A 21,099-nucleotide genomic window follows, 5' to 3' on the forward strand; every position below is an offset into this window, starting at 1 on the left:
AAAATGACTTCCACGCCCTGATCCAAAAAGCATCAGGGTATGGAAGTCATTTTGCAATTTTAGAGAAGAAACTGGGTGTCTGACACCGAGTTTCTATTTGTACGACGTCGTAATGTTGAACTCCGGCGGCTGATGCATGTGCATCTTGACGGCGCAGAGGTCCATGGAGCGCAAGATTGCCTCTCTGTATTTTTCAGGGAAGCCTTCCGGCAAGGACAAGTTCATGGAGATTTTGGCTATCATGCCGGTCTCGCGGTTCATTTCAAGATCCATGGTGAGATCCATGCCCTCGGTGGAAAGGCCTTTATTCTTGCAGAAGCTGAGGGCGTAGATGCCGGCGCAGGTTGCGAGGGAGCCAAGGAAAAGTTCAAAAGGCGATGGCGCGCTGCCTTCACCGCCCGCTCGGGCAGGCTGATCTGTTTTGATGACGTGGTTTTTAAGTCTGGCATCGACTCTGAGGCCGCCAGGGAATTCAACATTTAAAAATGACATACGATCACTCCGTTTGATTTTTATCTATCGCTGGCTTTATTATACACCCCCTCCCTATGGGGGTAAAGTGTTTTTTGAATTCCTTATTAAACTTTTTATCCAGAATAGGCAACTCTTAATGTGACCTATTGTCTTTAAAGCATGAAAAAATAGAAATATCTTACTGTATATTTTGGAAATTTAATGAATTATTTATTGTACTCAACACCAGTCAGGGCAAGTGATATCAAGGCGGATTCAGGGTATAAATGTAAGCGAAGAAGAGTATGTGCAACAGGCAGCTAATCCTTGGATAATTTGTGATTAGCTAATCTGATCCTGAAAATAAATGCAGCATTTCTTCAAGTTCTCACAGAGATCTCTTTGAACTGAGCTTAGCAAAGCCGATGCCCTTTTTTATCGGCGTTTTTGAAGGAGAGGATCAGCATGAAACCTGGCTACTTAATGAAAAGTCTGTCACTTGCGATTGTTTTGATTTTGATGATGACGACCCTCAACTTGGGCGCTTACGCGGCTAAACCAGGTACAACTACACCAGTAACCATTACAACACTTCCATTCACCAAGACATTAGCTGTCGGTGTGGATCATACGTTTGAAGTTGTGGCAAAGTACGGGACCTCTAAGGAATTGACATGGGTAGCCACCTCTGGCCATTTGACTTTTGAGCCGCCGGTATCTTTAATTTTAAAAAAAGGTGTAGCCGTCTCTGAAAAAGCAATGTATACTTTCACAAATCCCGGACCGGGCACTCATAATGAAGTTGTAACGGTTAAGGATGGATATGGCAATATCGCATCCCTGAAAGTTACTTTCATTGTTGAAGGTGGCTCAACCACAAATAATCCTCCGATTGCTGATAATCTCTCCCTCTCAACTAATGAGGATCAATCAGTTATCGGGACAATAATTGCAACCGATCAGGACCGCGATGCCCTGACAGCAAGTATCACCAGCGCACCTGCAAATGGCAGCGCAAGCATAAATGGCATGTTAGTTACTTATACGCCAGCTTTGAACTTCAACGGTTCTGACACCTTTGTGGTCACTGTGTCAGACGGCAAGGGCGGTACAGATCCAGCTACGGTAAGCGTCACAGTCACTCCGGTGGATGATCCGCCTACGGCCGTCGCCGACAGTGCTTCCACTACTGAGAATACCTCCGTCACCATTGATGTCCTGGCGAATGATACAGATATCGATGGTGGTGAAAAGACAATAACAGAGCTACTGAACCCTCAAAATGGAATTGCCACCCTCAATGCTGACCAGTCAGTGTCTTTTGAACCGACTCAAGACTTTGTTGGAACAGGCAGCTTTGAGTATTCACTAGACGGCGGATCCACTGCCCTTGTCACCGTGGCCATCACCGGGTCTGAACCACAACCGCTGAAATACGTTGCACTGGGTGATTCCATTCCATATGGCCGCTACTATACTAGCGCTTTGAACTATTTATTCGGAGGCACCGACACTGACAGTTACGTGGAGCAGCTTGCGCGCAGTCTCGGTGTCGCTTCTGTCGACTTCTTCGACGCCAGTGTCAGTGGCTACAATACGGTGGAGGTCTTCAACCAAATTAACTCAATTAGTGCTCAAATTTCTGCTGCAGACGTCATTACATTGTGTGTTGGGGCGAACGATATCATGGATGCCGCCGGCAGAGGTACTTCAGGCCTTCTGAAGTACGACATCAACTGGACAGTTGCGGCTGCCGGCAGAGATAGTTTTGAACTGTACTGGCCGCAGTTGATTGATAGGATTGAATTTCTGAATCCAGATGTCACGCTGGTCGTCATGACGATTTACAACCCATACCGCTTGACAGACTCGTTCTACAACCAGGTGGATCCATACTTCTCAGCCAGTACCAGTACAGATTTAGGTCTGAATCATATCATCAGGAATACAATGTCACTGGAAGACACGGCATGGGGCGATCTGTTACCTGAGGACTTCGATTACAGAGTTGCGGACGTCTACACCGCCTTCAACACGCATACCAATAAAGACAGTCTGACTGGTTTTTACAGAAGTTTTTGCGATCCACATCCAAATCAGCTTGGGCAGAATGTTATCTTCAATGAACATTTGAAGTTAATGGGTGACTTTTAACTATGAGAAGCTGGTGTCAGACACCTTCTTCCTAACTTAAGGCTTGTTTGACATCCACCCCCTCATTGAGATAGGATAAAACGACGTCCAACGTGTAAGCGGGTGTCAACAGGCTTCAGGCCGCTGACACCCGCTTATACTTTCCGCTTTTATCAAAGGAGTTTGATCTTATCTTCTGCAAAATATGCAACGCACCGACAAGAGAATTAATCCACCCCACGACAGATCAACGCTTCTACCGCTGCGAACAATGTGATTTTGTCTTTAAGTCCGAGATCCATTACCTTTCCGCCAAAGACGAGCTCAAGGAGTATGACCTCCATACGAATTCCATTGAGGACTCCAACTATGTTGACTATTTCAAGCGGTTTGTTGAGGCGGCGGTGGTGGGTTATGTGACCATCGGCAGAAAAGGTCTTGATTTTGGAAGCGGTCCGTCACCGGTGCTGGCGAAAATCCTGGAGAGGGATTATGGGTATGACATGGACATTTATGACCTGTTCTACGCAACGGAGAAAGTGTATCAAGACCGGCGCTATGACTTGATCACGTCTACGGAGGTCGTGGAGCACCTCGCGGATCCCCTGGTGTTCTTTAAGTTTGCCCGGGATCATCTGAGAGAGGACGGGCTGCTGGCGGTCATGACCCTGTTTCATCCTGAGGAGGACGAGGCGATCTTGAAGTCCCACTATCTCAGGGATATGACGCATATTTCGTTTTTTTCGTTGAAAACTATGGAGACGGTCGCGGCACTGACAGGGCTTGAGGTGGTTTATTCGGACCACAAAAGGTATACGGCCTTTCGCAAGAGTTTATAAGAAAAAGAACAACTTTTTAATAAAGAAATGATGAAGTCGGTGCCAGAGGCTAACAGCCTGTAGACACCGACTTGATTTTTTTATTCCAATACTACCAGCACATCATCATCATACTCTACTCGAACTGCATCGCCGATCTGATCGCGCTTAGTTGACAAGGCGTTGACGCGGTCGACCAGCAGCTCTGTACCCTGACATTCCATCGTATATCTTACAATAGAGCCTAAATGTTCCATCCACTGAATGTTCGCTGGAATTCCGTTCTCAGAGAATTGAATAGCTTCAGGCCGGATCATCAGCTCAATGGCGTCACCATCGACAAAACTTTTTTTGCTTTTAACGAACCTCTCACGGCCTTGCAGCAATACCCTATATCTGCCGGAATCCCGGCTAAGTACTTTGCCCTTAAGGATATTAGCATGGCCAATAAAATCGGCTACAAACGCATTTCGAGGGGTGTCATAAATTTCATAGGGCCGTCCGAGCTGCTGGATCACACCCTGATTCATCACTGCGATGCGGTCTGAGATGGCCATGGCTTCCTGTTGGTCATGGGTGACGTAGAGGGTTGTCATGCCGAGTTCTTGCTGAAGGGCACGAATATTGCGGCGCATGCTCTGCCTCAGCTTTTCATCCAGATTGCTGAGAGGCTCATCCAGGAGAAGGACATTGGGCTCGACCGCAAGGGCTCTTGCCAAAGCAACACGCTGCTTTTGTCCGCCACTCAGTTCGTCCATGCGTCGGTAGCCTAGGGCGCCCAAATCGACCCGTTCAAGGGCACGCCGCACTTTCCGGCTGATTTCCTCCCGGGGTATGCCTGCGGCTTTAAGGCCAAAGGCTACATTTTCTCTTACATTTAGATTTGGAAACAGCGCATAGTGCTGAAAGACCATGGCGGCTTTTCGTTCCTGGGCAGAAGCCAATGTCATTTCTTTTTCTCCAAAAAATAATTGCCCGCCATCTGGCATCAACAAGCCCGCAACCATCCGCAACAGCGTGGTTTTCCCGCAGCCACTGGGTCCGAGGAGCGTGATCAACTCCCCATCCTTAATCTCGAGACTGCACGCGTTGACGGCAGCAAGCTCACCATAACGTTTTGTCATGTTATTCAGAACGACGTTCATAGAACCACCTCTCCATGCGCTCATAATATTGCCTGCTGTAAAACAGGCCATGGAACAGCACCAACAAGGCAATGTTGGTCATGGAAATCAACAAAGCCATGGCGGCAGCGCCTCCAATGGAGCTGCTCACCAGGGTTTGAAACAGAAGTTGGATAGCAACTTTATTCGAAGGCAGGATGAGCAAAATAATCGCGCCCAATGTCGTCATAGTCGTGGACAAATTCTTGAAAAAAGCAGAAAAGAAAGCATCCTTGAGGGCTGGCATCATCACACGGGTGAAGGTGAAAAACCAGGAAGCCCCTAGGGTCAATGCGGCGTTTTCAAGGTCAGGATCCAGATGCTCCAAGGTTGCGTACCCCGCCCTTGTTCCAACATTAATAAAACGGGCAATGCAGATGATATAGATGATCAATTCAGTCCCCAGAAGAATGACCCGTGGCGTGTCTTCGAAGATGAACCTTCCTACGCCAAACAATGGATATCGAAAGACCACCAGATACCCAATGCCAAATAAAATGCCCGGTATAGCCGCAGGAAACAATGCTAAAAAATCCACGACTTTTGGAAATACGGTTTTTTTGGTCCTAACCAAATAAGCAATGAGAATGCCCAGAAGCGATGCAACCACAGCCACTGTGACCGCCAGTCGAATAGTATTGATAAACGGTGAAAAGTCCTTGGCCAGAACGACCTTGAAATGGTCAAGAGAAAAGGCATAATCATGGCCCCAGTGGCGTGTAAACGCCCCAATTAGGATAAATATATTCTTGGTCAAAATCATTACCGAAATCGCACCCGATAAAGCGATCAGCCCCACTCGAACAGCAGGGTGTACTACTCGGAAGTGGATTTGTGCACTATCATTGTATTCACTGACATAACCTGCCTGATCCAGTCTGTAACGGTGAATCAAAAAGGCTGCTACACAGGGCAGCAGAAGAGCGGCACCTGTCAGGGAAGCAACTTTCATGTTGTAGACGCCGGTAATTTGGATGTATATGCTGGAAGCGAGAGTTTGAAAAGCACCGCCAATAATCAGCGGTGTCGTAAAATCCGCCAGGGACATGAGGAAAATGAGAAGCGCCGTATTGGCGATTTCAGGAATCATCATAGGCAGGGTCACCTTAAAAAAGATGCCCAGTTCAGTTAAGCCCAGGTTTCGGGCGGCATCCTCAAGACTTAGATCGATTTTTCGAATAGCGCTTGAAATCAGAAGATAAGCAATAGAAGAAAGACTGAGCACCTGCAAAAGCACAATGCCATGCCACCCATAGGGACTGGAATCCAACCCCAACAAGTATCGGGTGATCAGGCCGTTTCGGCCGAACAACATGATAAAGGCAATACTGCCCACAAAGGGTGGATCAATCAACGGAATCAGGCCAATGAGCCTGAAATAACCAGCAGATCGGCTGGGTAGTCTATAGGCTGTCAATGAAAGGGCAATGCCAAAAACGACAGAAAGTACCGTTGCCGGCACAGAGACTATCATACTGTTTTTCAGAAAACCCATGACCCTGACGAGATCCTGAAGCGTGAGCGCCTTCTGCTCGTCAAAAAAACCATAAACAAAGACCCCTGTAATGGGAAGAAGAATGAAATAAACCAGGCAGAGAATCATGAAACCCTGTGACAGCTTGGATACCCAGGATTGTCGCATGCTTCACCTCCTTTTTATCATTAGATCGAAACAGCAGGTCGGAAGTATTGTCCGACCTGCCTGTTTCGAATGTTTGAAGCATAGCTTAATGATAGGGTTGGGGGAACACTCACACTCATTCTAAGCTTCAACTTAATTTATTATGTAGGAGCTTATTTGCTCTAATTACTTTTATCTCTATTTGACACGCTTTTGCCATTCTTCCAGTATCGCATCGCGCTTCTCTGCATTTGCTTGGAAGTCCGTTTCGAAGAGTTTGATGGTGTTAATATCAATAATGCCTTCCGGCCGCTCAACGTCAAGACGTGCCACTGCGGCGTTGCGAACCTCTGCCATGACTGCCATTCCGCGTTTTGAAAGAATCCAGTCAATAAAGACCTTGGAAGCGTCTATATTCTTGCTGCCTTCAATGACAGCAACCGGCTGCGGCCACCAGCCTGTTCCGTCTGAAGGATAGACCAGTTTAATGTGCGGATTGGCGACTTCAAGGTCTCTGTCGCCATTGCTGGCGTTGATGCCTACAATAGCTTCACCATTGACGACCATATTGGCAGGATCACTGCCTCGCGGCGTAAAGAACGGCACTTGAGGAATCAATTTATCAAGGTAAGCCCAGCCTTCTGTTTCGCCTCTCAGCTCCAGCATAGAACTGACAACGTTAAAGGCAGTTCCTGAGGATGCCGGATCCGGCATGGAAACTTGGCCAGTGAGACCTGGATCAAGAAGATCATCCCAAACTTCTGGCATTTTGAGACCTTTTTCCTCAATGAGCTTCGTATTGACAACCCAGTTGACAATAGTGAGTGAGGTGCCGTGCCAGAAACCATCGGCATCCTTCATATTTGCGCTGAGGACTTCAGCTTCAGGTGACTTATAAGCATGAAGAAGACCCTTCTGCGCGCCGTCAATAAAAGTGTCCGCGCCACCGGTAAACCAGAGGTCAGCGATTGCTACGCCAGCCTCTTTTTCACTGGCAAGGCGCTGGAGGATTTCGCCATTTTTGAGCGTGAGGTTTTCAACGACAATACCTGTATCTTCCGTAAAGACGTCGAGGATGCCACGGACGTTGTCTGTGACGGCGTACATATTTAGCGTAAGGCCTTTCATTGCTTCCGCATCATAGTACTCCGAGCTCCAGCCGAGGTCTTCCGCAGGCGCTTCAGCTGGTGTCTCTGCCGGCGCAGGCGTTGCAGGCACGGTTTCTGCCGGCTTGGAACAACCAACAGCTGAGATGATCATCATCAAAATTAGAAATACTGATAGAAATTTTTTCATCATTTTCACTCCCATTTCTTTTTCCTGATCACTCTTTGTTTGCCACCACTTGGTTTATTCGACTTCGTTTATTGGACCAACGCAAACCGACTGTCAGGATTTATTTTTATAAAATCTGTGCTTTGAAATAATACTACTGTTGTGGCGTTATGTAAAATTCAAAATCGTAATAGAGAATCCTTATCATTAAATATTTTTTATGGATTAAAATGGAATTACAATGGTTTTCTTTTTCGTCCTTACTGTTCAATCAAATTTCTAAGTTTGCTGAGATAGACCTCATAGCTCCCTTCATTCAAAGTCTCTGGCAGATCCAGCTTGGGGACTGCCTCAAAACTCCCGGATTTTAACGCGTTCATAGTAATACGCAGCGCCTTCATAAAAACACCACGACCCTTTTGAATGTCGCAGGAAGGGCTCTCCTCAATCCCGAGGATCCCCATTATTTGATAGTCGTTGTTCAGATAATGCTTCAACTGCAGTGAAAAGGACTTAAGCATGTGAATGCAGTGTACTTTGTACTCAAAGGTGTTGTATTCCTCGAAAGTCATTGGCGGCCGCTCAAGCCCCAGATAAGCCAGCTCCGGGCATGGCAGCTGCAGAATAGAGACCTGATGCTCCGCGAGGAGGCTCAGGAGCTCAGTAAAGGGCCCTGGTGCACGCTCCCATCCCAACAAGGTTGAATTTTGGTTGAGTAAACAGTGCGCGGTAAGGATCAACTTTTTGTTACGCATGCTGTTTGGATTTGACACCTGTCATTGATTCCGGCAGACGTGTCAGTAAAAACGCCACAAGCAAGGCACTGGCGATCTTGTCGACAAAGTTCCCCGTAATTCTTGGAATAAAAGCTGCAGTGAAAACTTTGTGTCCCGCCGCCAGCATCCAAGCGACCAGAAAGTCTGTCCCGCCACCAGTCAAACCACCATATAGCCAAACAGCAATAGGTGTTCCAATCAGCGGTGCCACGACGGACAGAATCAACCCGGCAATGAGGGCGACTTTATAACTGAAGCCAAACTTTTTAGCGATCAGACCCGTAACGACACCAACGACAATATTGACGAGGGCAAACGGGATATCAGCTGGATTCGTGAGCATGCCCTGAATGACATTAGTTAGCCCGCCTGTAATGGCTCCCATGAGCGGACCAAAAAGTGCCGCCACAAAAATGGTGCCGATAGTATCCAAAAATAGCAGTGGGATTTTAAGCATGGCCACCGTAGTGCCAAGGACGAGGTTGAGCGCGATGCCAAAAGCACCAATCAGCATCATGCGGGATGTGATTTTCATAGTGATACCTCCAGAATATAATTATTTTGATTTATGGCATCACTATAATAGTTTTTATTCAACTAATCCAATCGAGAAAACGAATTGAATTTTAAGCGTTATTATTAAATTTTATTAGATTATATTAAATTTAAAAATTGTAATTTTAACTTGGATTTAACTTGGACTATCATAAAACACGCTTTATTTCTTCTAAAAATTCTTCAACTTCTAAATTGAATGCTGAGCAAAACGCATCTAATGTGTCAAACAAATTGCTGCAAAGGACACACTGCCCCTCCACAGGATCATACCTCGAAAAAACAGCTTCCGTTTCCGGATGATCCGACACGAGATCCAGTATAATCGTTTCCTTTGTTATCACAAAAAACACCTCCATATATTTGAAATAACCTTATTGTACATGAAGAACGCATCCATTATCTCAGGCTTCAGCTTCAACCGAATGGCCATTTTTTCGATAACTTCTTTATTTTATCTGTCATCGGCCAAATAAATTTAGGACTAACATTACACTTAACTCATTCAAAAATCACAAGTTGGCGCAGCAATAGTCTTTTTCTGACTTTCACTGCACCAACCTAAAATAACGCTTTGCCTTAGTATAATTATAAAGATTTATGACAAAGCCACCAGTCTTTACAGGTGAATTTTCCGTCTTTCGCATCTTGCAGTCTTTGAGCCTTAAGTTCCTCTGTCCTTGCAGGTGGCACTATTACATCTGAACCCAACCAAGGGTTATTCGGATAATTTTCAGGGGCAGCAACGCCATGTTTGTCAGTGACCTGTAACGCATTTAGGACACGCAGAATTTCGTCCACACTTCGACCAATTTCTTGAGGATAATACATCATTAGTCTGAGAATTCCGTTAGGGTCAATGATGAAAACGGCGCGAACAGTATTGGTTCCTTTCCCCGGATGAAGCATCCCAAGTTTTGTCGCAACGAGGCCGAGCTCATCTGCAATTACTGGAAAAGGAATCGTTGTATCCGTATTTTCGTTGATCCAATCTACCCATTTGATATGTGAGAAAACTTGGTCTACAGATAATCCAATCAGCTCAGCATTCAACTTTTTAAACTTGTCATTCTTCATAGCAAAGCTGACAAATTCAGTTGTGCAAACTGGAGTAAAATCACCTGGATGACTAAACAAAACAAACCACTTTTCGCTATAATCTGCTGGCAGTTTCTTCATACCATGTGTTGTCTTCACCTGCATTTCAGGAAAACGATCTCCTAATAAGGGCAATGCATATTCCATTTCTACTCCTCCTTTTTGATTTGATTACAGTTTTAGTCTAAATTTATTTTCACAAAATTCAACAACTATATGACCAAATCAATGGTTCATCTAAATATTCAATCATTGCGCACGGACTATCAAATTAATTGATAATTATGACATATGTCGTATTTGGTGATAACATTAAAATGAAGTTGTACTTTTTATTATTTTATGCATTTTAAATCAATTCATTTAATTAGCTTATCAAACAAGGAGATGACAAGTTATGACACTAAAGAAGTACACAAGTTTATTGCTGATTTTAATGCTGGTATTTTCCATTGCTGCCTGCGCTAAGGAAGAGCCTCAAACAGAAACACCAACCCCTGCGGAGCAGCCAGAAACGCCGCAGCTCGAGGAAAAGGTCGTCATTTACTCCACCCACGGCGAAGATCTGCTGGAGCTCGTCGCGACTGAATTTACCAAGGAAACCGGTGTCGCAGTCGAGTACATAAACCTGAAAGGCGAGCTCTCTGAGCGTGTCGCCGCTGAGAAAAACAATCCTCAAGCCGATGTTATGTTTGGTGGCGCCTCCAACCTGTTTATGGATCTGAAAGCACAGGATGCCTTCGAACCTTATCAAACGAGTTGGGATGCCTCCATTGATCCGCTCTTTAAAGATGCAGAGCACTACTGGTATGGCACTATTCAAACGCCAGTTATCCTCTTCTACAACACGGAACTCGTTAAAGCTGAGGATCTGCCAAAAGATTGGTCTGATCTCGCAGATTCAAAATATGCAAATCAGTTGGTATTCAGAAACGCGCTTTCCTCATCTGCAAGAGTGATGTATTCTGCTTTGCTCCAGCAATTTGAAAAGAACGCTACACTGGACGAAGGCTGGGCGTTCATGAAGGCCATGGACCAAAACACGAAGCAGTACTTTGACAGTGGCTCCCTGATGATGCAGGCAATTGGCAGAAAAGAAGCCTCTATCAGTTTTTCAGTCTTGAACGATATCATGGACAACAAAATCAACAATAACCTTCCAATCGAAATCGTCGATCTGGAAAGCGGATCCCCGGTTATTACAGATGGCATCGCCGTTATAAAGAACGCGCCTCATCCTGAAGCCGCCAAAGCATTTGTTGAATTTGCCGGCAGCGCTGAGGTCCAAAGCCTCCTTGCAAACGCATTTAATCGCATGCCGACGCATCCTGATGCCCTGGAAGGCGCCCCTGCCTGGATGAGCGAGATTAAATTCAAGGTTATGGATGTGGATTGGGCCGATCTTGCCGCTAAGCAATCCGAATGGATGCAAAAATGGGATACCGAGATTAAAAGTTCAGATAAAGATGTAAAAAAATAAGGTGAGCATTATGAAGCATGGACTTAAAATCAGTTTGATTCTGATTTTAGGCGTTTTCATATTATTCCCTGCTGTTAGAACGCTCATGGTCAGTTTTCAGACTGACCATGGCGTTTCTTTTGCTAACTATGAGTATATACTGAAAACGCCTGGATCCCTTGTTGCTATTAAGAATACCCTGGTGCTGGGTATGCTGACGGTCTTAATCTGCGGAGCGATTGGGACTTTTTTGGCATTTTTTGTCCATTTTTTTGATGTGCCTTTTAACCGGATGCTTGATAAGGTTTTGATGCTGCCCCTTGTGGTACCGGGTCTGATCATTGTCTTCTCCTTTGTACAGCTCTATGGAGAAAGCGGTTTGGTCACCAAGACACTTGAAAGCCTCTTCGGGCTTGACTCGCCGCCCTATAGTTTCGGCGGTCTCAGCGGCATTCTGCTTGTTCACGCTTATACACAGTACATCTATTTTTATATGAATGTGACCGTTGCCATCAAGCAACTGGACCGCTCCGTCATTGAAGCCAGCATGAACCTGGGCGCGTCCCCATGGAAGGTCTTCACCACTATTGTCTTCCCCTTCATCAAGCCAGCCCTGATCAGTTCGAGTATTTTGACCTTCATGACAGGCATTGGTTCCTTTTCGGCACCTAATATCATCGGCGGGGGATATAAGGTTCTTACGACTCAAATTCTTTTAGCCAAGGCTAATATGTATCTTGAATTGGCCGCTTCTCAAGTTGTCGTCCTATCGCTCTTTGCCTTGAGCTATCTCGGTATCGCCCGTCTTTACGAAAGAAAGGCATCCTTTGTCTCTAACGTTCGAGAATCCATACTACAACCAGTCAAAATCAAGAACAAGGCCTTGAGGGCGCTTACCATAGTAATTGCATCCGGATTTGCGGTGATGATTTTTCTTCCAATCCTGACTATTATTGTATTGTCATTTGTTAAGCCTGGAACTTGGATGATTGAGATCTATCCAAGAGAATTCAGCTTTGACAATTATATCAATATATTTACCAAACCCCGAAGCCTGGCACCCTTCGCCAACAGTGTGAAGATGGCTCTGTTCGCTTCGCTTGCAGCTGTAATGGTTTCCATTCCGGCATCTTATATTCTCACAAAGACAACGTCTAAGACCAGACCGCTGATTGAGTTTATGGTTATGCTGCCTTTTGCCATGCCGGCGAGTGCTATTGCCATCAATATGATCAACGGCTTCAGCCAAACCCTTCTTGGAACCTGGATTCTGCTTCCAATAGCCTATTTTGTAAGCCTTTTGCCGATGGCCGCTCGATCCGTCTCCCTCTCCTATCAGCGTCTTAAAAGTGAATACGCTGAGGCTTCGAAAACATTAGGCGCCAGTAATCCCGCGACCTTCCTGAGAATAACCCTACCGTTGATTGCCCCTGGGATTTGGGCAGGTCTCCTGCTCGTCTTCATCAGAAGTCTCGGTGAATATACCATTTCCGCTTTTTTATACACTGCTTCCAACAGGCCCATTTCGATTGCCATGGTCAACAGCATCTTTGAGTTCAACATTGGTCTCGCTATGGCTTACGGCGCCCTGGTACTGGCTTTGACGTTCATTGGCGCGGCCTTGATAAGAAAATTACAGAGTCTGACGGAATAGAGAGGTAAACCTTATGAAAACGACAGCTTATACCCATAGCATCAAATCTTCAAATGAGGATATCTACGGTGTCACCCGCCACAGTGCCTTTGTCATGGACGGCGCCTCCGCTCTGGTCGATTCCAGGTATACACCTGCAGAAAACGACGTCGTCTGGATGGTCCACTGGTGGCATGACTATTTGACGACCCACTTGGATCAGTTGGACAAGTCACTTCACGAGATCCTGGAGGCAGGAGTCCATGCCTTCAACGAGGCCTTTTCGACCTTCAAGCCTGTTGAAAGCCTCTCGAGCCTGGAGCAGGTGTCCTCGGCGCTGGCAGTAGTCAGAACAGTCAACGGGGATCTGGAGTGCTTTGTCCTGGGAGATGCGGAAATTTCCCTGAAAGATAAAAAAGGGCAGGTCCAAGTGATCACTGATGACAGTCTGAAGCATCTGGATGCCAAAGTTATTGCGATGATGAATGGCAATGCCCATCGGCAAAATTTCTGTGTTTTTAAGGATTTTACAGCAGAGGAGCTTGCTTTGCTCAGGGAGCACCGCATGCAGATGAATACTAAAGGTGGCTACTATATCCTGGCGCATGATCCGGTGGCTATTCAGCAAGGAATTTATCATACTGTCGCGCTGGACTCCCTGGAAAGCTGCTTGCTCACCACAGATGGCATCAGCCCCCTTGACCGGTTTTACCAGCGGGATGCGCTCATTGAAGCCTTTCGCACCAGAGGACTTGAGCCGATGGTCGAGGAACTCCGGCAGCACGAGAAGGAGGACGCCGCGAAGGTTAAGCTCCAAAGATTGAAAACCCATGACGATGCGACGATTGTCCTGATAGAGTTCGAGGATCGAGGTGATTCAGATCGACATTCGGCTTAAAGGTATTTCTCATTTTTATGGCACTCACAAGGCGCTTGATGACATTGATCTGGAGGTCTCCCAGGGTGAACTCGTAGCGCTGCTGGGCCCTTCCGGCTGCGGCAAGACGACACTTCTTCGGATTATTGCAGGTCTGATCCCCCTGGATCCGGACCGCGGCCAAATTTACTTTGGCAATGAGGAGGTCAGTGCTTGGGCACCCCAAAAGAGAAACGCCGCCATGGTCTTTCAAAGCTATGCGCTGTTCCCGCATATGACGGTGACAGAAAACATAGAGTATGGTCTCCTTATGCGAAAGAAAGACGCTGCTACCAGGCAGCGTGAAGTGTCACAGATTATGGAGAAGGTTCAGCTAACGAGCCTTGGCTCGCGTAAAATCCAGGAGCTCAGCGGCGGCCAACAGCAGAGAGTCGCCCTAGCCCGCAGTCTGGTGGTCAATCCGGATGTGCTATTATTTGACGAGCCCCTCAGCAATCTTGATGAAAAACTAAGAGTTGCTATGCGCCAGGAAATCAGAAGCATTCAAAAGGAGTACGGCATAACGAGTGTGTATGTCACCCATGATCAGGAAGAAGCCATGGCTATTGCGGATCGGATTGTCATTATGAAAGATGGCCAAATCCTTCAGACCGGAGCGCCTGTAGAAGTTTACGAAGCGCCCGTCAACCGCTTTGTGGCAAGCTTCATGGGCGAGTGCAATTTTTTTGAAGATGAACACGGTGTGACGATGTGCCGGCCTGATACCATTAAACTGACGCCGGATGGCGCAGAGGAAGGTGTTGTCACATGGGTTGAATACCTTGGGAGTATTCAGAAGATAAAGTTGGTTTGGCAGGAGCGCGATCTTGTTGCCGAGGCATTTACAAAGCAAATTAAAGCTTATCCTTTTAAAGTGGGGGACACGATCCGTTTTGACTTTAATATAAATGAACATATAAAAATATTGAGATAAAAAAGCGATGCTAATTTGAGCCGTTCGGCTCAATGGCATCGCTTTTTTGCGTCCTATATCCTGTGTAACAACTTTCAAGATGATCTGATAATTATAATTTAGCTCATGCTCGCTTTCTCTGATTCAGCACCAACGCCAGCACAATTGTCGCATACGCCGCGAAGCTTCGGAAATATTCCCCAATGGCTGCGCTATTGAAAATATTTTGACCCGCCAAAGGCGAGACAATAAATAATGTGTGAAACAGAAACAGCCCAATAAATACATGACGAATGCGGGCATACTTGAGAGAAGCCCCTCCAGCAAGCAGGGCCGCACTGGAGAAAATGTCAATGTTGAGATGTCCGGTATACACATTAACATTTCCCATTTCAATAATAAACATAAGATGTCCGACGCCTGCCAGTATCGTCGACAGAATTATGGCCGCTATTCGCGTTTTATCGACATCAATACCCAGGAGCTGGGCGGTTTGCATCCCTTCACCGAGAATGGCAAAACGCCTTCCAAGTTTTGTCCACTGAAGGTAATAAATGAACCCAGCCGCGGCGCAAACTATGGTGAAAATCAGCAAGGGGCTGTTCATAAACACAGCCCTGTAGCCCTGAATATCAATCATGTTCCTCATGCCAATGCCTCTGGACAACAGGATTTCAGGATTCCTGGGCATGATCAGCGTGCCGTAGCCCACTAGAAAAAGCATCTGATACATATTAGAGCCCAGATAGCCCGTCACAATCCCGACAATCATCTCTTTCCCTTTTGCCGCATTCATGATCCGACCGATCAGATGTCCGAAGATGAAACACAGCATAAGTGTCAGAGCGAAAGCAGCAAAGATTCCACCAAGGCCAGGAATCGAGAAGTCAGAAATGATAATCATGGAAAGCTGCGAAATCATAGCCCCTATAATGATGGCGAAATTAAGCCCCATGCCTGCGAGAATGGGGATAAGCAGCGCCAGAATCGTCACAGCATTTCTGACTGTCCTGACGTACAACTCCCCGCCGACAAAGCCAAGACTGACCCCGGCGGCATTGAAGCCAACCCAGCACAGCACTCCAAAGATCAGCGTCAAGAGATGCTTGCGGAGAAAATTAGCGATAAGCTGATTTTTGCCTTTTTCGTGAAACATCATGCCATCACAGCTGGTATCGGTACCTGAGCCACGGCTTTGGCGATGTGTTGGAAAAACCCTGAATTTAAGCATGCTGCCATCTCCTTTCCATCAGCATAGCAAATAAAATTACGCCATTAGTGATGATCATTCTAAGGAGCTCAGCTAATTCCGGAATCAGGATGGCATTCGCAACCGGAACACTGAGGAGATAGACAAACTGATAGAGATAAGCCCCTGCCACAGCGTTCGTGATCGTCGCCTGTCTGCTTCCGCCGCCGCCGATCAACAAGGCCGAAAGCGCTGGAAAGGTCAACATGGAAGCCCCGTCATAAAGCTGCACAAAGCCGAAGCTTTGACTGTAAACGCACATACCAACGGCCGCTATGGCCGTGGAAAGGATGACCGCCAAAAGCCTGACGCGGTTCTCATCCACACCGGAGAGCCTTGCGAAGCCGCTGTTAAGCCTAAGCGCAGCCATAGCCTTCCCGTTTTGCGTTTTAAAGATCAGTGCAATTACCGCAACGACCAGGGCATAAAATAATAAGAGCCCTAGTGGGATAGAAATTTTTCCGAGTTGGATCACCAGCGTCTCATCCAGGATAAATCTGAAGTACCCATCCAGGCTGATCTTGGGCCTAAGACCTACACCGCCCACAGGATAAAGCATTTGCCGATTGGTGAACGGTGCCACCGTCCAAAATATATTCATGAGTGGAATAAAGGCAAAGCCAGTGAAAACGCCGGCAATTTCTTCCCGACCTTTAAGCCGGTTAAGTAATTTCCCATAGGCAGCGCCAAATACTACGGCTATAGCAATCGCGAAAACCAGCGAGGACAAAAAGCCGACACCCCCCTGTAGTTTGAATTGTATCGCCAGACTCATGCCAACCAGTGCCGCACTTAACCCAACCGGCATTCCAAAATTCAAACCTACTCCAGCGTGAATCATTGGCAGAAGAGATAAGACCATGATCCCATTCATCGCGAATTTGACCATGGATTCGCTCAGAATGGGGAATAGCGGCAACCCGACATAAAAGCCGCCAGCGAGCAGCATGGCCAAATAGATGAGGATCACTATGGTCGGCGGCTTTAATTTAATGCGCATCCCTATGCCCCCTCTCCCCAGACATGACTCGAATCATCTGCTTTGGATCCTCTAATGCCTTAAAAACTTTCACGACCTCGCCGTCCCTGAAAACCGCGATCCTGTCACAAAGCCTGATGAGCTCCTCCAACTCACTTGAGGCAATAATCAAAGTTGTGCCGATAGTCCTGTTCATCTCAATCAGCAGCTTCAGCACCATTTCTTTTGATTGGATGTCCATGCCTCTTGTGGGCTCACCTACAAACAGAAGCTTAGGAGACATGGCAATGGCCCGTGCGATGCATACCTTTTGCTGATTTCCTCCGCTGAGCTCCCTGACATGCTGATGGGGGCCTCTGCACTTGATCCCTAAAGCTCTGATCATCTCAAGCGCGAACGCATCCGCCTGCTGCTGATTTGACAGTCCAAAAGGCAGAGGCCAAAGCCTGCTGATAAAGCGCTTCAAATTATGTCTGGCAGCAAAGGCAATATTCTCACTTATGGAAGCGTGGAGCATAAGACCCAGCTCCTTGCGTTCATCAGGCAACATGAAGGCGCCCTGCCTCAATGCTTCCTGAATGGAGCCCGAGCTTAAACGTTGTCCGTCCAGTTCGATTTCCCCCGTCCACGGCACACCTCCCATCAAGAAATTACCCGGCATAGTAAAGCCATGGCCTGCTAAACCCGTCAGTCCCATAACTTCGCCCTTATTGACCTCAAGACTTATCCCTGCTGAGGCGATGGATTCAGTCCTGGACGCTATCTGCTTCATTTTGAGGAAAACCGTTTCCGTCATGTTTTCTTCCCTGAAATGCTGAGCTTTGAGGACACCCTCACCGATCATGTCGAGTGCAAGTTTCTCAGGGTCAAGCTCTGGCGCGAGGTGCTGACTTACGACACGTCCGTCCCTGAGGACAGTTACTCTGTCACATAAAGAGACGACTTCTTCCAGTCGATGTGAAACAAAGAGAATGACAATCCCCTTTTGTTTAAGTCTTTTTAAGGCCTCCATCATGTCCTTTGCATTTTCCTGACTCATGGAGGCCGTAGGCTCATCCAAAATTAAGAGACGAAGACCGTCTCTACCTACCTCCCTTCCAATTTCTACAAATTGCTTGAGATGGACCGGCAGGTTGCGGACTTTTTCATCCATATTGAGCTCTATCCCAAGAGAAGCCAGGGCCTCAGAAGCCAGCCTTCGGTTTTCAACTTCTAAAATTGGAGAAAATGATGCCCCCACAAGACGGTCGATCAGAGGGTTTGAAACCTCGTATCCTGCCCTCAGGTTGTCCTTGACGCTCATTTCAGGCATTAAGGCAAACTCCTGATGAACCATACCTATACCCTGCTGTATAGCTTCCACAATGCTCCCTGGCGAAGCTGTCTGACCCGCTACCCTTATTTCCCCACTAAAGCCTCCTGTTTCCGCTATGACAGGATGCCCATTCAAGATATTGAGCAAGGTACTTTTACCTGAACCGTTGGAGCCGACAAGCCCATGGATTTCTCCCGCCCAAAGGGACAGATCAACTTGGTCCAGGGCACGAGCTTCGCCAAAGCATTTGCTGATTTGCTTCATTTCAATTATTGGCTGACCCATGTTATTCATCTGCCTTTCATTTTTACTTTGATAATACATCAACATAGTTTTGAGCCCCAGGCAATACATTTGCCTGGGGCTCTTATGACCATCTTTGATGTCATTTTCTAAAAAACATTATTAGTAGAAAATCGAATCCATAATCGTCAAATAATAGTTGTCCATTTCAGGCTTCATTGGGTTCATTTCAACACCCACACCAAACTTATCCTGCGCCAGTGCAATGAGGTATTCTGAGCTTAAGGCTTCCTCAGGCGTTTTGCCGCTGTCTATAAGATCCTTGGCGACCTCCACAGCGAATTCAGGCAGGAAGATGGTAATTGGGACGGGCCAACCGGAAAGTCTGCCTGTCATGTCCGCATCTGCTGCTTTTTCACTGATCATGGCATTGATTTTGTCAAAATTGCCAACATCTTCAGCAGCAATTTCAAGATTCATAACTGTAGGAAATGCTTGTGTCGGCGTTGGGCAGCACTGCTCAGCCATGATGAATTTGAGTTTGAGTGCTTCATCGAGGATGACATCATACATTGGGCAATTTGAGCCAAAGATGTTTGTGTCAACTCCATATTTTTCGATTTGGCGCGGAATGTCTTCTCTCAGAAACTGCTGCATTGCAGGAACGCCGCCATCGCCCGCTTGAGGATCTGGTGTGACGATTTCAACAAAAGTCATGCCAAGCTGTTCACTGGTAGTCTTCATCATCTCTTTGCGCTTTGAGATCGCCTCTTTTGCAAGGTGTGTTGGGAAGCTGTAATGGATAAAGGTTTTGGCACCCATGTTATGCGCTTTCTCAACAATGGTCTGACCGCGTCTTGCCCAGTCCGTATCGAGATTGATATCTATGTATTGGGCCATCATATCCGGATCATCCCAAATTGGTGCAGTTACCGTGATAATTTCCGGTCTGGTTTCTTCAATTTTCTGAAGTGCAGGAAGCAGGCCGGATTGACCTGAGACTACGACAACAGCTTTCATTTCCGGATCGTCCGCAAGGCTGACAATCTGGCTGATTGCGGTTTCCAACTCAACGTTGAAGTTTTCAGGAAGCGTGATATGTTTAACGATGTCAGGATATTTCGCGACCATATTTTCGCCCGCGCGGTATTCATCTTCACTTGTTGACAGTGTTGGTGTAACGATGCCGATTTTGTAGCCTGGCGCCTTTTCTGCTTCCGGTGCTCCTGCTTGAGATTGGGCAGGCGCTGAGCAGCCTGAAAGGCTGATGAGAACCATAGCTAATACAAGGATCAAACTTATTCCCTTTTTCATTGTGTTGTGTCCCCTTTTCTTTTGTTATTTTTCTCTTTTATCAATTCAAGAAATGCTTCTACCCTTAATCTAATCTGACCGTTGTCGCTTTCGCTGTAATCCGTTTCGATCAAGAGATAAGGCATTTGATGACGTTCTTGCACATGCTTTTTGATTTGATGGGACTCGACATTATAGGTGTGGCAGCCCTGCCATACCAGCTCTAAAACGCCTTCTACCTGATAATCCTCTACTAGATTGCTAAGAATTTCAAGCCTTCTTGGATTTGGCGACATACATGGGCAAGCGACTTGAATATAATGCTCTGCAAGCGCCTCCCAAGGGTTACCATTTTCATCCACGAGATCACCTGCCGTTTTGAGCCCCCCACAGCTTTCCATGGCGCATACTACTCCGCCTGCAGCCTCTATGGCTTCAATGACTTTTTTATTAGTTGTCGGACATCCTGTCAGCAGTATTCTAGGTTTTTGGGAAAACGCATGGCGCCATTTTTCAGTTTGAGAGCGAGCCAGAACCATTTGCTTCGCTTCATTCATTTCTTTGATTCTGCTTTCGAGATGGATCTCAAAGCCTGCGGATCCCATTATGGCGTTGATTTCAGACCCCGAAAGCTTGGGCGAGCCGTTCAAGTTGAGCTCAAAGATGTCACGGACCGTTTGACGGTAACGGTTATAAAGCTTGATTTGATTGCTTAAAGATCCATCTGTGATCTTATTGCCTGTCAGGGCCTCCAAAGAATCCCGTATTTGATAAATTTCCTGAAGCCAATACTTTTTTGAGTTCTCGTAGATATAATTCTGTGGAAGCATCATTAAGAACAAGGGTTTAACCTTACTCATCAACTCAAACATCTTCTTCTTTCCGTCACAAGTTGAATCAGCGATCAAAAAATCTGTTGAATTGAAATATGGACATTCTCCGTTGATTGCATAGCCATAGCTGGATTTGACCAACGGACACAAATTTCTTGGCAAATGCTTCTCGGCGAAAGGAATGGGCTTTTCAGACCCAGCACACAGCGATACCGGAATAGCGTCAGCAGCCGCGATCAGTTCATGCGGCGTGAAAGCACAATACACTCCTACAATTTTGGAACCTGATTTCTTAGCCTCAATACCTTCAATATAAACTCTCTCTTCAATTTCATCCTGATAAACGGCATTGAACTCTTGCATCTTTGTCTCCA

Annotated in this window: 19 protein-coding genes; 6 read left to right on the forward strand and 13 right to left on the reverse strand. The window is 46.5% G+C overall.

Annotated elements, in window-relative coordinates; genetic code table 11:
* Positions 1–93 precede the first annotated feature (93 nt).
* Positions 94–492 (reverse strand): OsmC family protein, encoded by a 399-nt coding sequence (locus OEL90_RS02895; RefSeq protein ID WP_291404626.1) that lies wholly within the window; start codon positions 490–492, stop codon positions 94–96.
* 426 nt (positions 493–918) lie between these two features.
* Between OEL90_RS02895 and OEL90_RS02900 the strand changes: the two genes are divergently transcribed.
* On the forward strand, positions 919–2,607 hold the full coding sequence (locus OEL90_RS02900; protein ID WP_291404625.1) for an Ig-like domain-containing protein: 1,689 nt from the start codon (positions 919–921) through the stop codon (positions 2,605–2,607).
* A 395-nt stretch (positions 2,608–3,002) separates the two neighbouring features.
* Positions 3,003–3,425, forward strand: coding sequence for a class I SAM-dependent methyltransferase (locus OEL90_RS02905; RefSeq protein ID WP_291404624.1), 423 nt, complete (start codon positions 3,003–3,005; stop codon positions 3,423–3,425).
* Between the two features lie 80 nt (positions 3,426–3,505).
* On the opposite strand, the gene OEL90_RS02910 is transcribed toward OEL90_RS02905, so the two are convergent.
* The 7 genes from OEL90_RS02910 to OEL90_RS02940 all read right to left on the reverse strand — a co-directional run bounded on the left by OEL90_RS02910 (position 3,506) and on the right by OEL90_RS02940 (position 10,039).
* On the reverse strand, positions 3,506–4,573 hold the full coding sequence (locus OEL90_RS02910) for an ABC transporter ATP-binding protein (protein ID WP_291404623.1): 1,068 nt from the start codon (positions 4,571–4,573) through the stop codon (positions 3,506–3,508).
* Positions 4,530–6,209 carry an ABC transporter permease gene (locus OEL90_RS02915; RefSeq protein ID WP_300687087.1) on the reverse strand — a complete coding sequence of 560 codons (1,680 nt, stop codon included), beginning with the start codon at positions 6,207–6,209 and terminating at the stop codon, positions 4,530–4,532. The genes OEL90_RS02910 and OEL90_RS02915 overlap by 44 nt, the downstream gene beginning before the upstream one ends.
* Positions 6,210–6,386: 177 nt before the next feature.
* Positions 6,387–7,484 carry an ABC transporter substrate-binding protein gene (locus tag OEL90_RS02920; protein WP_291404621.1) on the reverse strand — a complete coding sequence of 366 codons (1,098 nt, stop codon included), beginning with the start codon at positions 7,482–7,484 and terminating at the stop codon, positions 6,387–6,389.
* 239 nt (positions 7,485–7,723) lie between these two features.
* Positions 7,724–8,218 (reverse strand): CD3072 family TudS-related putative desulfidase, encoded by a 495-nt coding sequence (locus OEL90_RS02925; protein WP_291404620.1) that lies wholly within the window; start codon positions 8,216–8,218, stop codon positions 7,724–7,726.
* Positions 8,211–8,774, reverse strand: a complete 564-nt coding sequence (locus OEL90_RS02930) for a CD3073 family putative ECF transporter S component (protein ID WP_291404619.1) — start codon at positions 8,772–8,774, stop codon at positions 8,211–8,213. Before OEL90_RS02930 ends, OEL90_RS02925 begins: the two co-directional genes overlap by 8 nt.
* 169 nt (positions 8,775–8,943) lie before the next feature.
* Positions 8,944–9,138: a hypothetical protein gene (locus OEL90_RS02935; RefSeq protein ID WP_291404618.1), complete on the reverse strand. Its 195-nt coding sequence runs from the start codon at positions 9,136–9,138 to the stop codon at positions 8,944–8,946.
* Between the two features lie 244 nt (positions 9,139–9,382).
* Positions 9,383–10,039: a peroxiredoxin gene (locus OEL90_RS02940; RefSeq protein WP_291404617.1), complete on the reverse strand. Its 657-nt coding sequence runs from the start codon at positions 10,037–10,039 to the stop codon at positions 9,383–9,385.
* 250 nt (positions 10,040–10,289) lie between these two features.
* Between OEL90_RS02940 and OEL90_RS02945 the strand changes: the two genes are divergently transcribed.
* The 4 genes from OEL90_RS02945 to OEL90_RS02960 are packed head-to-tail and all read left to right on the forward strand — an operon-like array spanning position 10,290 to position 14,834.
* Positions 10,290–11,372, forward strand: coding sequence for an extracellular solute-binding protein (locus OEL90_RS02945; protein WP_291404616.1), 1,083 nt, complete (start codon positions 10,290–10,292; stop codon positions 11,370–11,372).
* A gap of 10 nt (positions 11,373–11,382) precedes the next feature.
* Complete coding sequence (locus OEL90_RS02950; protein ID WP_291404615.1) at positions 11,383–13,005, forward strand: ABC transporter permease; 1,623 nt, start codon at positions 11,383–11,385, stop codon at positions 13,003–13,005.
* A gap of 13 nt (positions 13,006–13,018) precedes the next feature.
* Positions 13,019–13,882: a protein phosphatase 2C domain-containing protein gene (locus OEL90_RS02955; protein WP_291404614.1), complete on the forward strand. Its 864-nt coding sequence runs from the start codon at positions 13,019–13,021 to the stop codon at positions 13,880–13,882.
* Positions 13,857–14,834, forward strand: a complete 978-nt coding sequence (locus OEL90_RS02960; protein ID WP_291404613.1) for an ABC transporter ATP-binding protein — start codon at positions 13,857–13,859, stop codon at positions 14,832–14,834. Before OEL90_RS02955 ends, OEL90_RS02960 begins: the two co-directional genes overlap by 26 nt.
* A 103-nt stretch (positions 14,835–14,937) precedes the next feature.
* On the opposite strand, the gene OEL90_RS02965 is transcribed toward OEL90_RS02960, so the two are convergent.
* From OEL90_RS02965 to OEL90_RS02985, 5 genes are all read right to left on the reverse strand, one after another.
* On the reverse strand, positions 14,938–16,044 hold the full coding sequence (locus tag OEL90_RS02965; protein WP_291404612.1) for an ABC transporter permease subunit: 1,107 nt from the start codon (positions 16,042–16,044) through the stop codon (positions 14,938–14,940).
* Positions 16,037–17,062: an ABC transporter permease subunit gene (locus OEL90_RS02970; protein WP_291404611.1), complete on the reverse strand. Its 1,026-nt coding sequence runs from the start codon at positions 17,060–17,062 to the stop codon at positions 16,037–16,039. The genes OEL90_RS02965 and OEL90_RS02970 overlap by 8 nt, the downstream gene beginning before the upstream one ends.
* Positions 17,052–18,641: a sugar ABC transporter ATP-binding protein gene (locus tag OEL90_RS02975; RefSeq protein WP_300687090.1), complete on the reverse strand. Its 1,590-nt coding sequence runs from the start codon at positions 18,639–18,641 to the stop codon at positions 17,052–17,054. Before OEL90_RS02975 ends, OEL90_RS02970 begins: the two co-directional genes overlap by 11 nt.
* A gap of 120 nt (positions 18,642–18,761) precedes the next feature.
* Positions 18,762–19,913: a DUF3798 domain-containing protein gene (locus OEL90_RS02980; RefSeq protein WP_291404609.1), complete on the reverse strand. Its 1,152-nt coding sequence runs from the start codon at positions 19,911–19,913 to the stop codon at positions 18,762–18,764.
* Positions 19,910–21,088 (reverse strand): double-cubane-cluster-containing anaerobic reductase, encoded by a 1,179-nt coding sequence (locus tag OEL90_RS02985; RefSeq protein ID WP_291404608.1) that lies wholly within the window; start codon positions 21,086–21,088, stop codon positions 19,910–19,912. The genes OEL90_RS02980 and OEL90_RS02985 overlap by 4 nt, the downstream gene beginning before the upstream one ends.
* Positions 21,089–21,099 lie beyond the last annotated feature (11 nt).

Origin of the sequence: Acidaminobacter sp. (assembly GCF_030247605.1) — a bacterium.
In the GTDB taxonomy this organism is placed as follows: Bacteria; Bacillota; Clostridia; order Peptostreptococcales; family Acidaminobacteraceae; genus Acidaminobacter.

Bases quoted from the DNA above. Each gene is read 5' to 3' on its own strand.
- OEL90_RS02895 (WP_291404626.1), bottom strand. From the start codon at position 492: ATGTCATTTTTAAATGTTGAATTCCCTGGCGGCCTCAGAGTCGATGCC.
- OEL90_RS02900 (WP_291404625.1), top strand. From the start codon at position 919: ATGAAACCTGGCTACTTAATGAAAAGTCTGTCACTTGCGATTGTTTTG.
- OEL90_RS02910 (WP_291404623.1), bottom strand. From the start codon at position 4,573: ATGAGCGCATGGAGAGGTGGTTCTATGAACGTCGTTCTGAATAACATG.
- OEL90_RS02915 (WP_300687087.1), bottom strand. From the start codon at position 6,209: ATGCGACAATCCTGGGTATCCAAGCTGTCACAGGGTTTCATGATTCTC.
- OEL90_RS02920 (WP_291404621.1), bottom strand. From the start codon at position 7,484: ATGAAAAAATTTCTATCAGTATTTCTAATTTTGATGATGATCATCTCA.
- OEL90_RS02925 (WP_291404620.1), bottom strand. From the start codon at position 8,218: ATGCGTAACAAAAAGTTGATCCTTACCGCGCACTGTTTACTCAACCAA.
- OEL90_RS02930 (WP_291404619.1), bottom strand. From the start codon at position 8,774: ATGAAAATCACATCCCGCATGATGCTGATTGGTGCTTTTGGCATCGCG.
- OEL90_RS02940 (WP_291404617.1), bottom strand. From the start codon at position 10,039: ATGGAATATGCATTGCCCTTATTAGGAGATCGTTTTCCTGAAATGCAG.
- OEL90_RS02945 (WP_291404616.1), top strand. From the start codon at position 10,290: ATGACACTAAAGAAGTACACAAGTTTATTGCTGATTTTAATGCTGGTA.
- OEL90_RS02950 (WP_291404615.1), top strand. From the start codon at position 11,383: ATGAAGCATGGACTTAAAATCAGTTTGATTCTGATTTTAGGCGTTTTC.
- OEL90_RS02955 (WP_291404614.1), top strand. From the start codon at position 13,019: ATGAAAACGACAGCTTATACCCATAGCATCAAATCTTCAAATGAGGAT.
- OEL90_RS02965 (WP_291404612.1), bottom strand. From the start codon at position 16,044: ATGCTTAAATTCAGGGTTTTTCCAACACATCGCCAAAGCCGTGGCTCA.
- OEL90_RS02970 (WP_291404611.1), bottom strand. From the start codon at position 17,062: ATGCGCATTAAATTAAAGCCGCCGACCATAGTGATCCTCATCTATTTG.
- OEL90_RS02975 (WP_300687090.1), bottom strand. From the start codon at position 18,641: ATGGGTCAGCCAATAATTGAAATGAAGCAAATCAGCAAATGCTTTGGC.
- OEL90_RS02980 (WP_291404609.1), bottom strand. From the start codon at position 19,913: ATGAAAAAGGGAATAAGTTTGATCCTTGTATTAGCTATGGTTCTCATC.
- OEL90_RS02985 (WP_291404608.1), bottom strand. From the start codon at position 21,088: ATGCAAGAGTTCAATGCCGTTTATCAGGATGAAATTGAAGAGAGAGTT.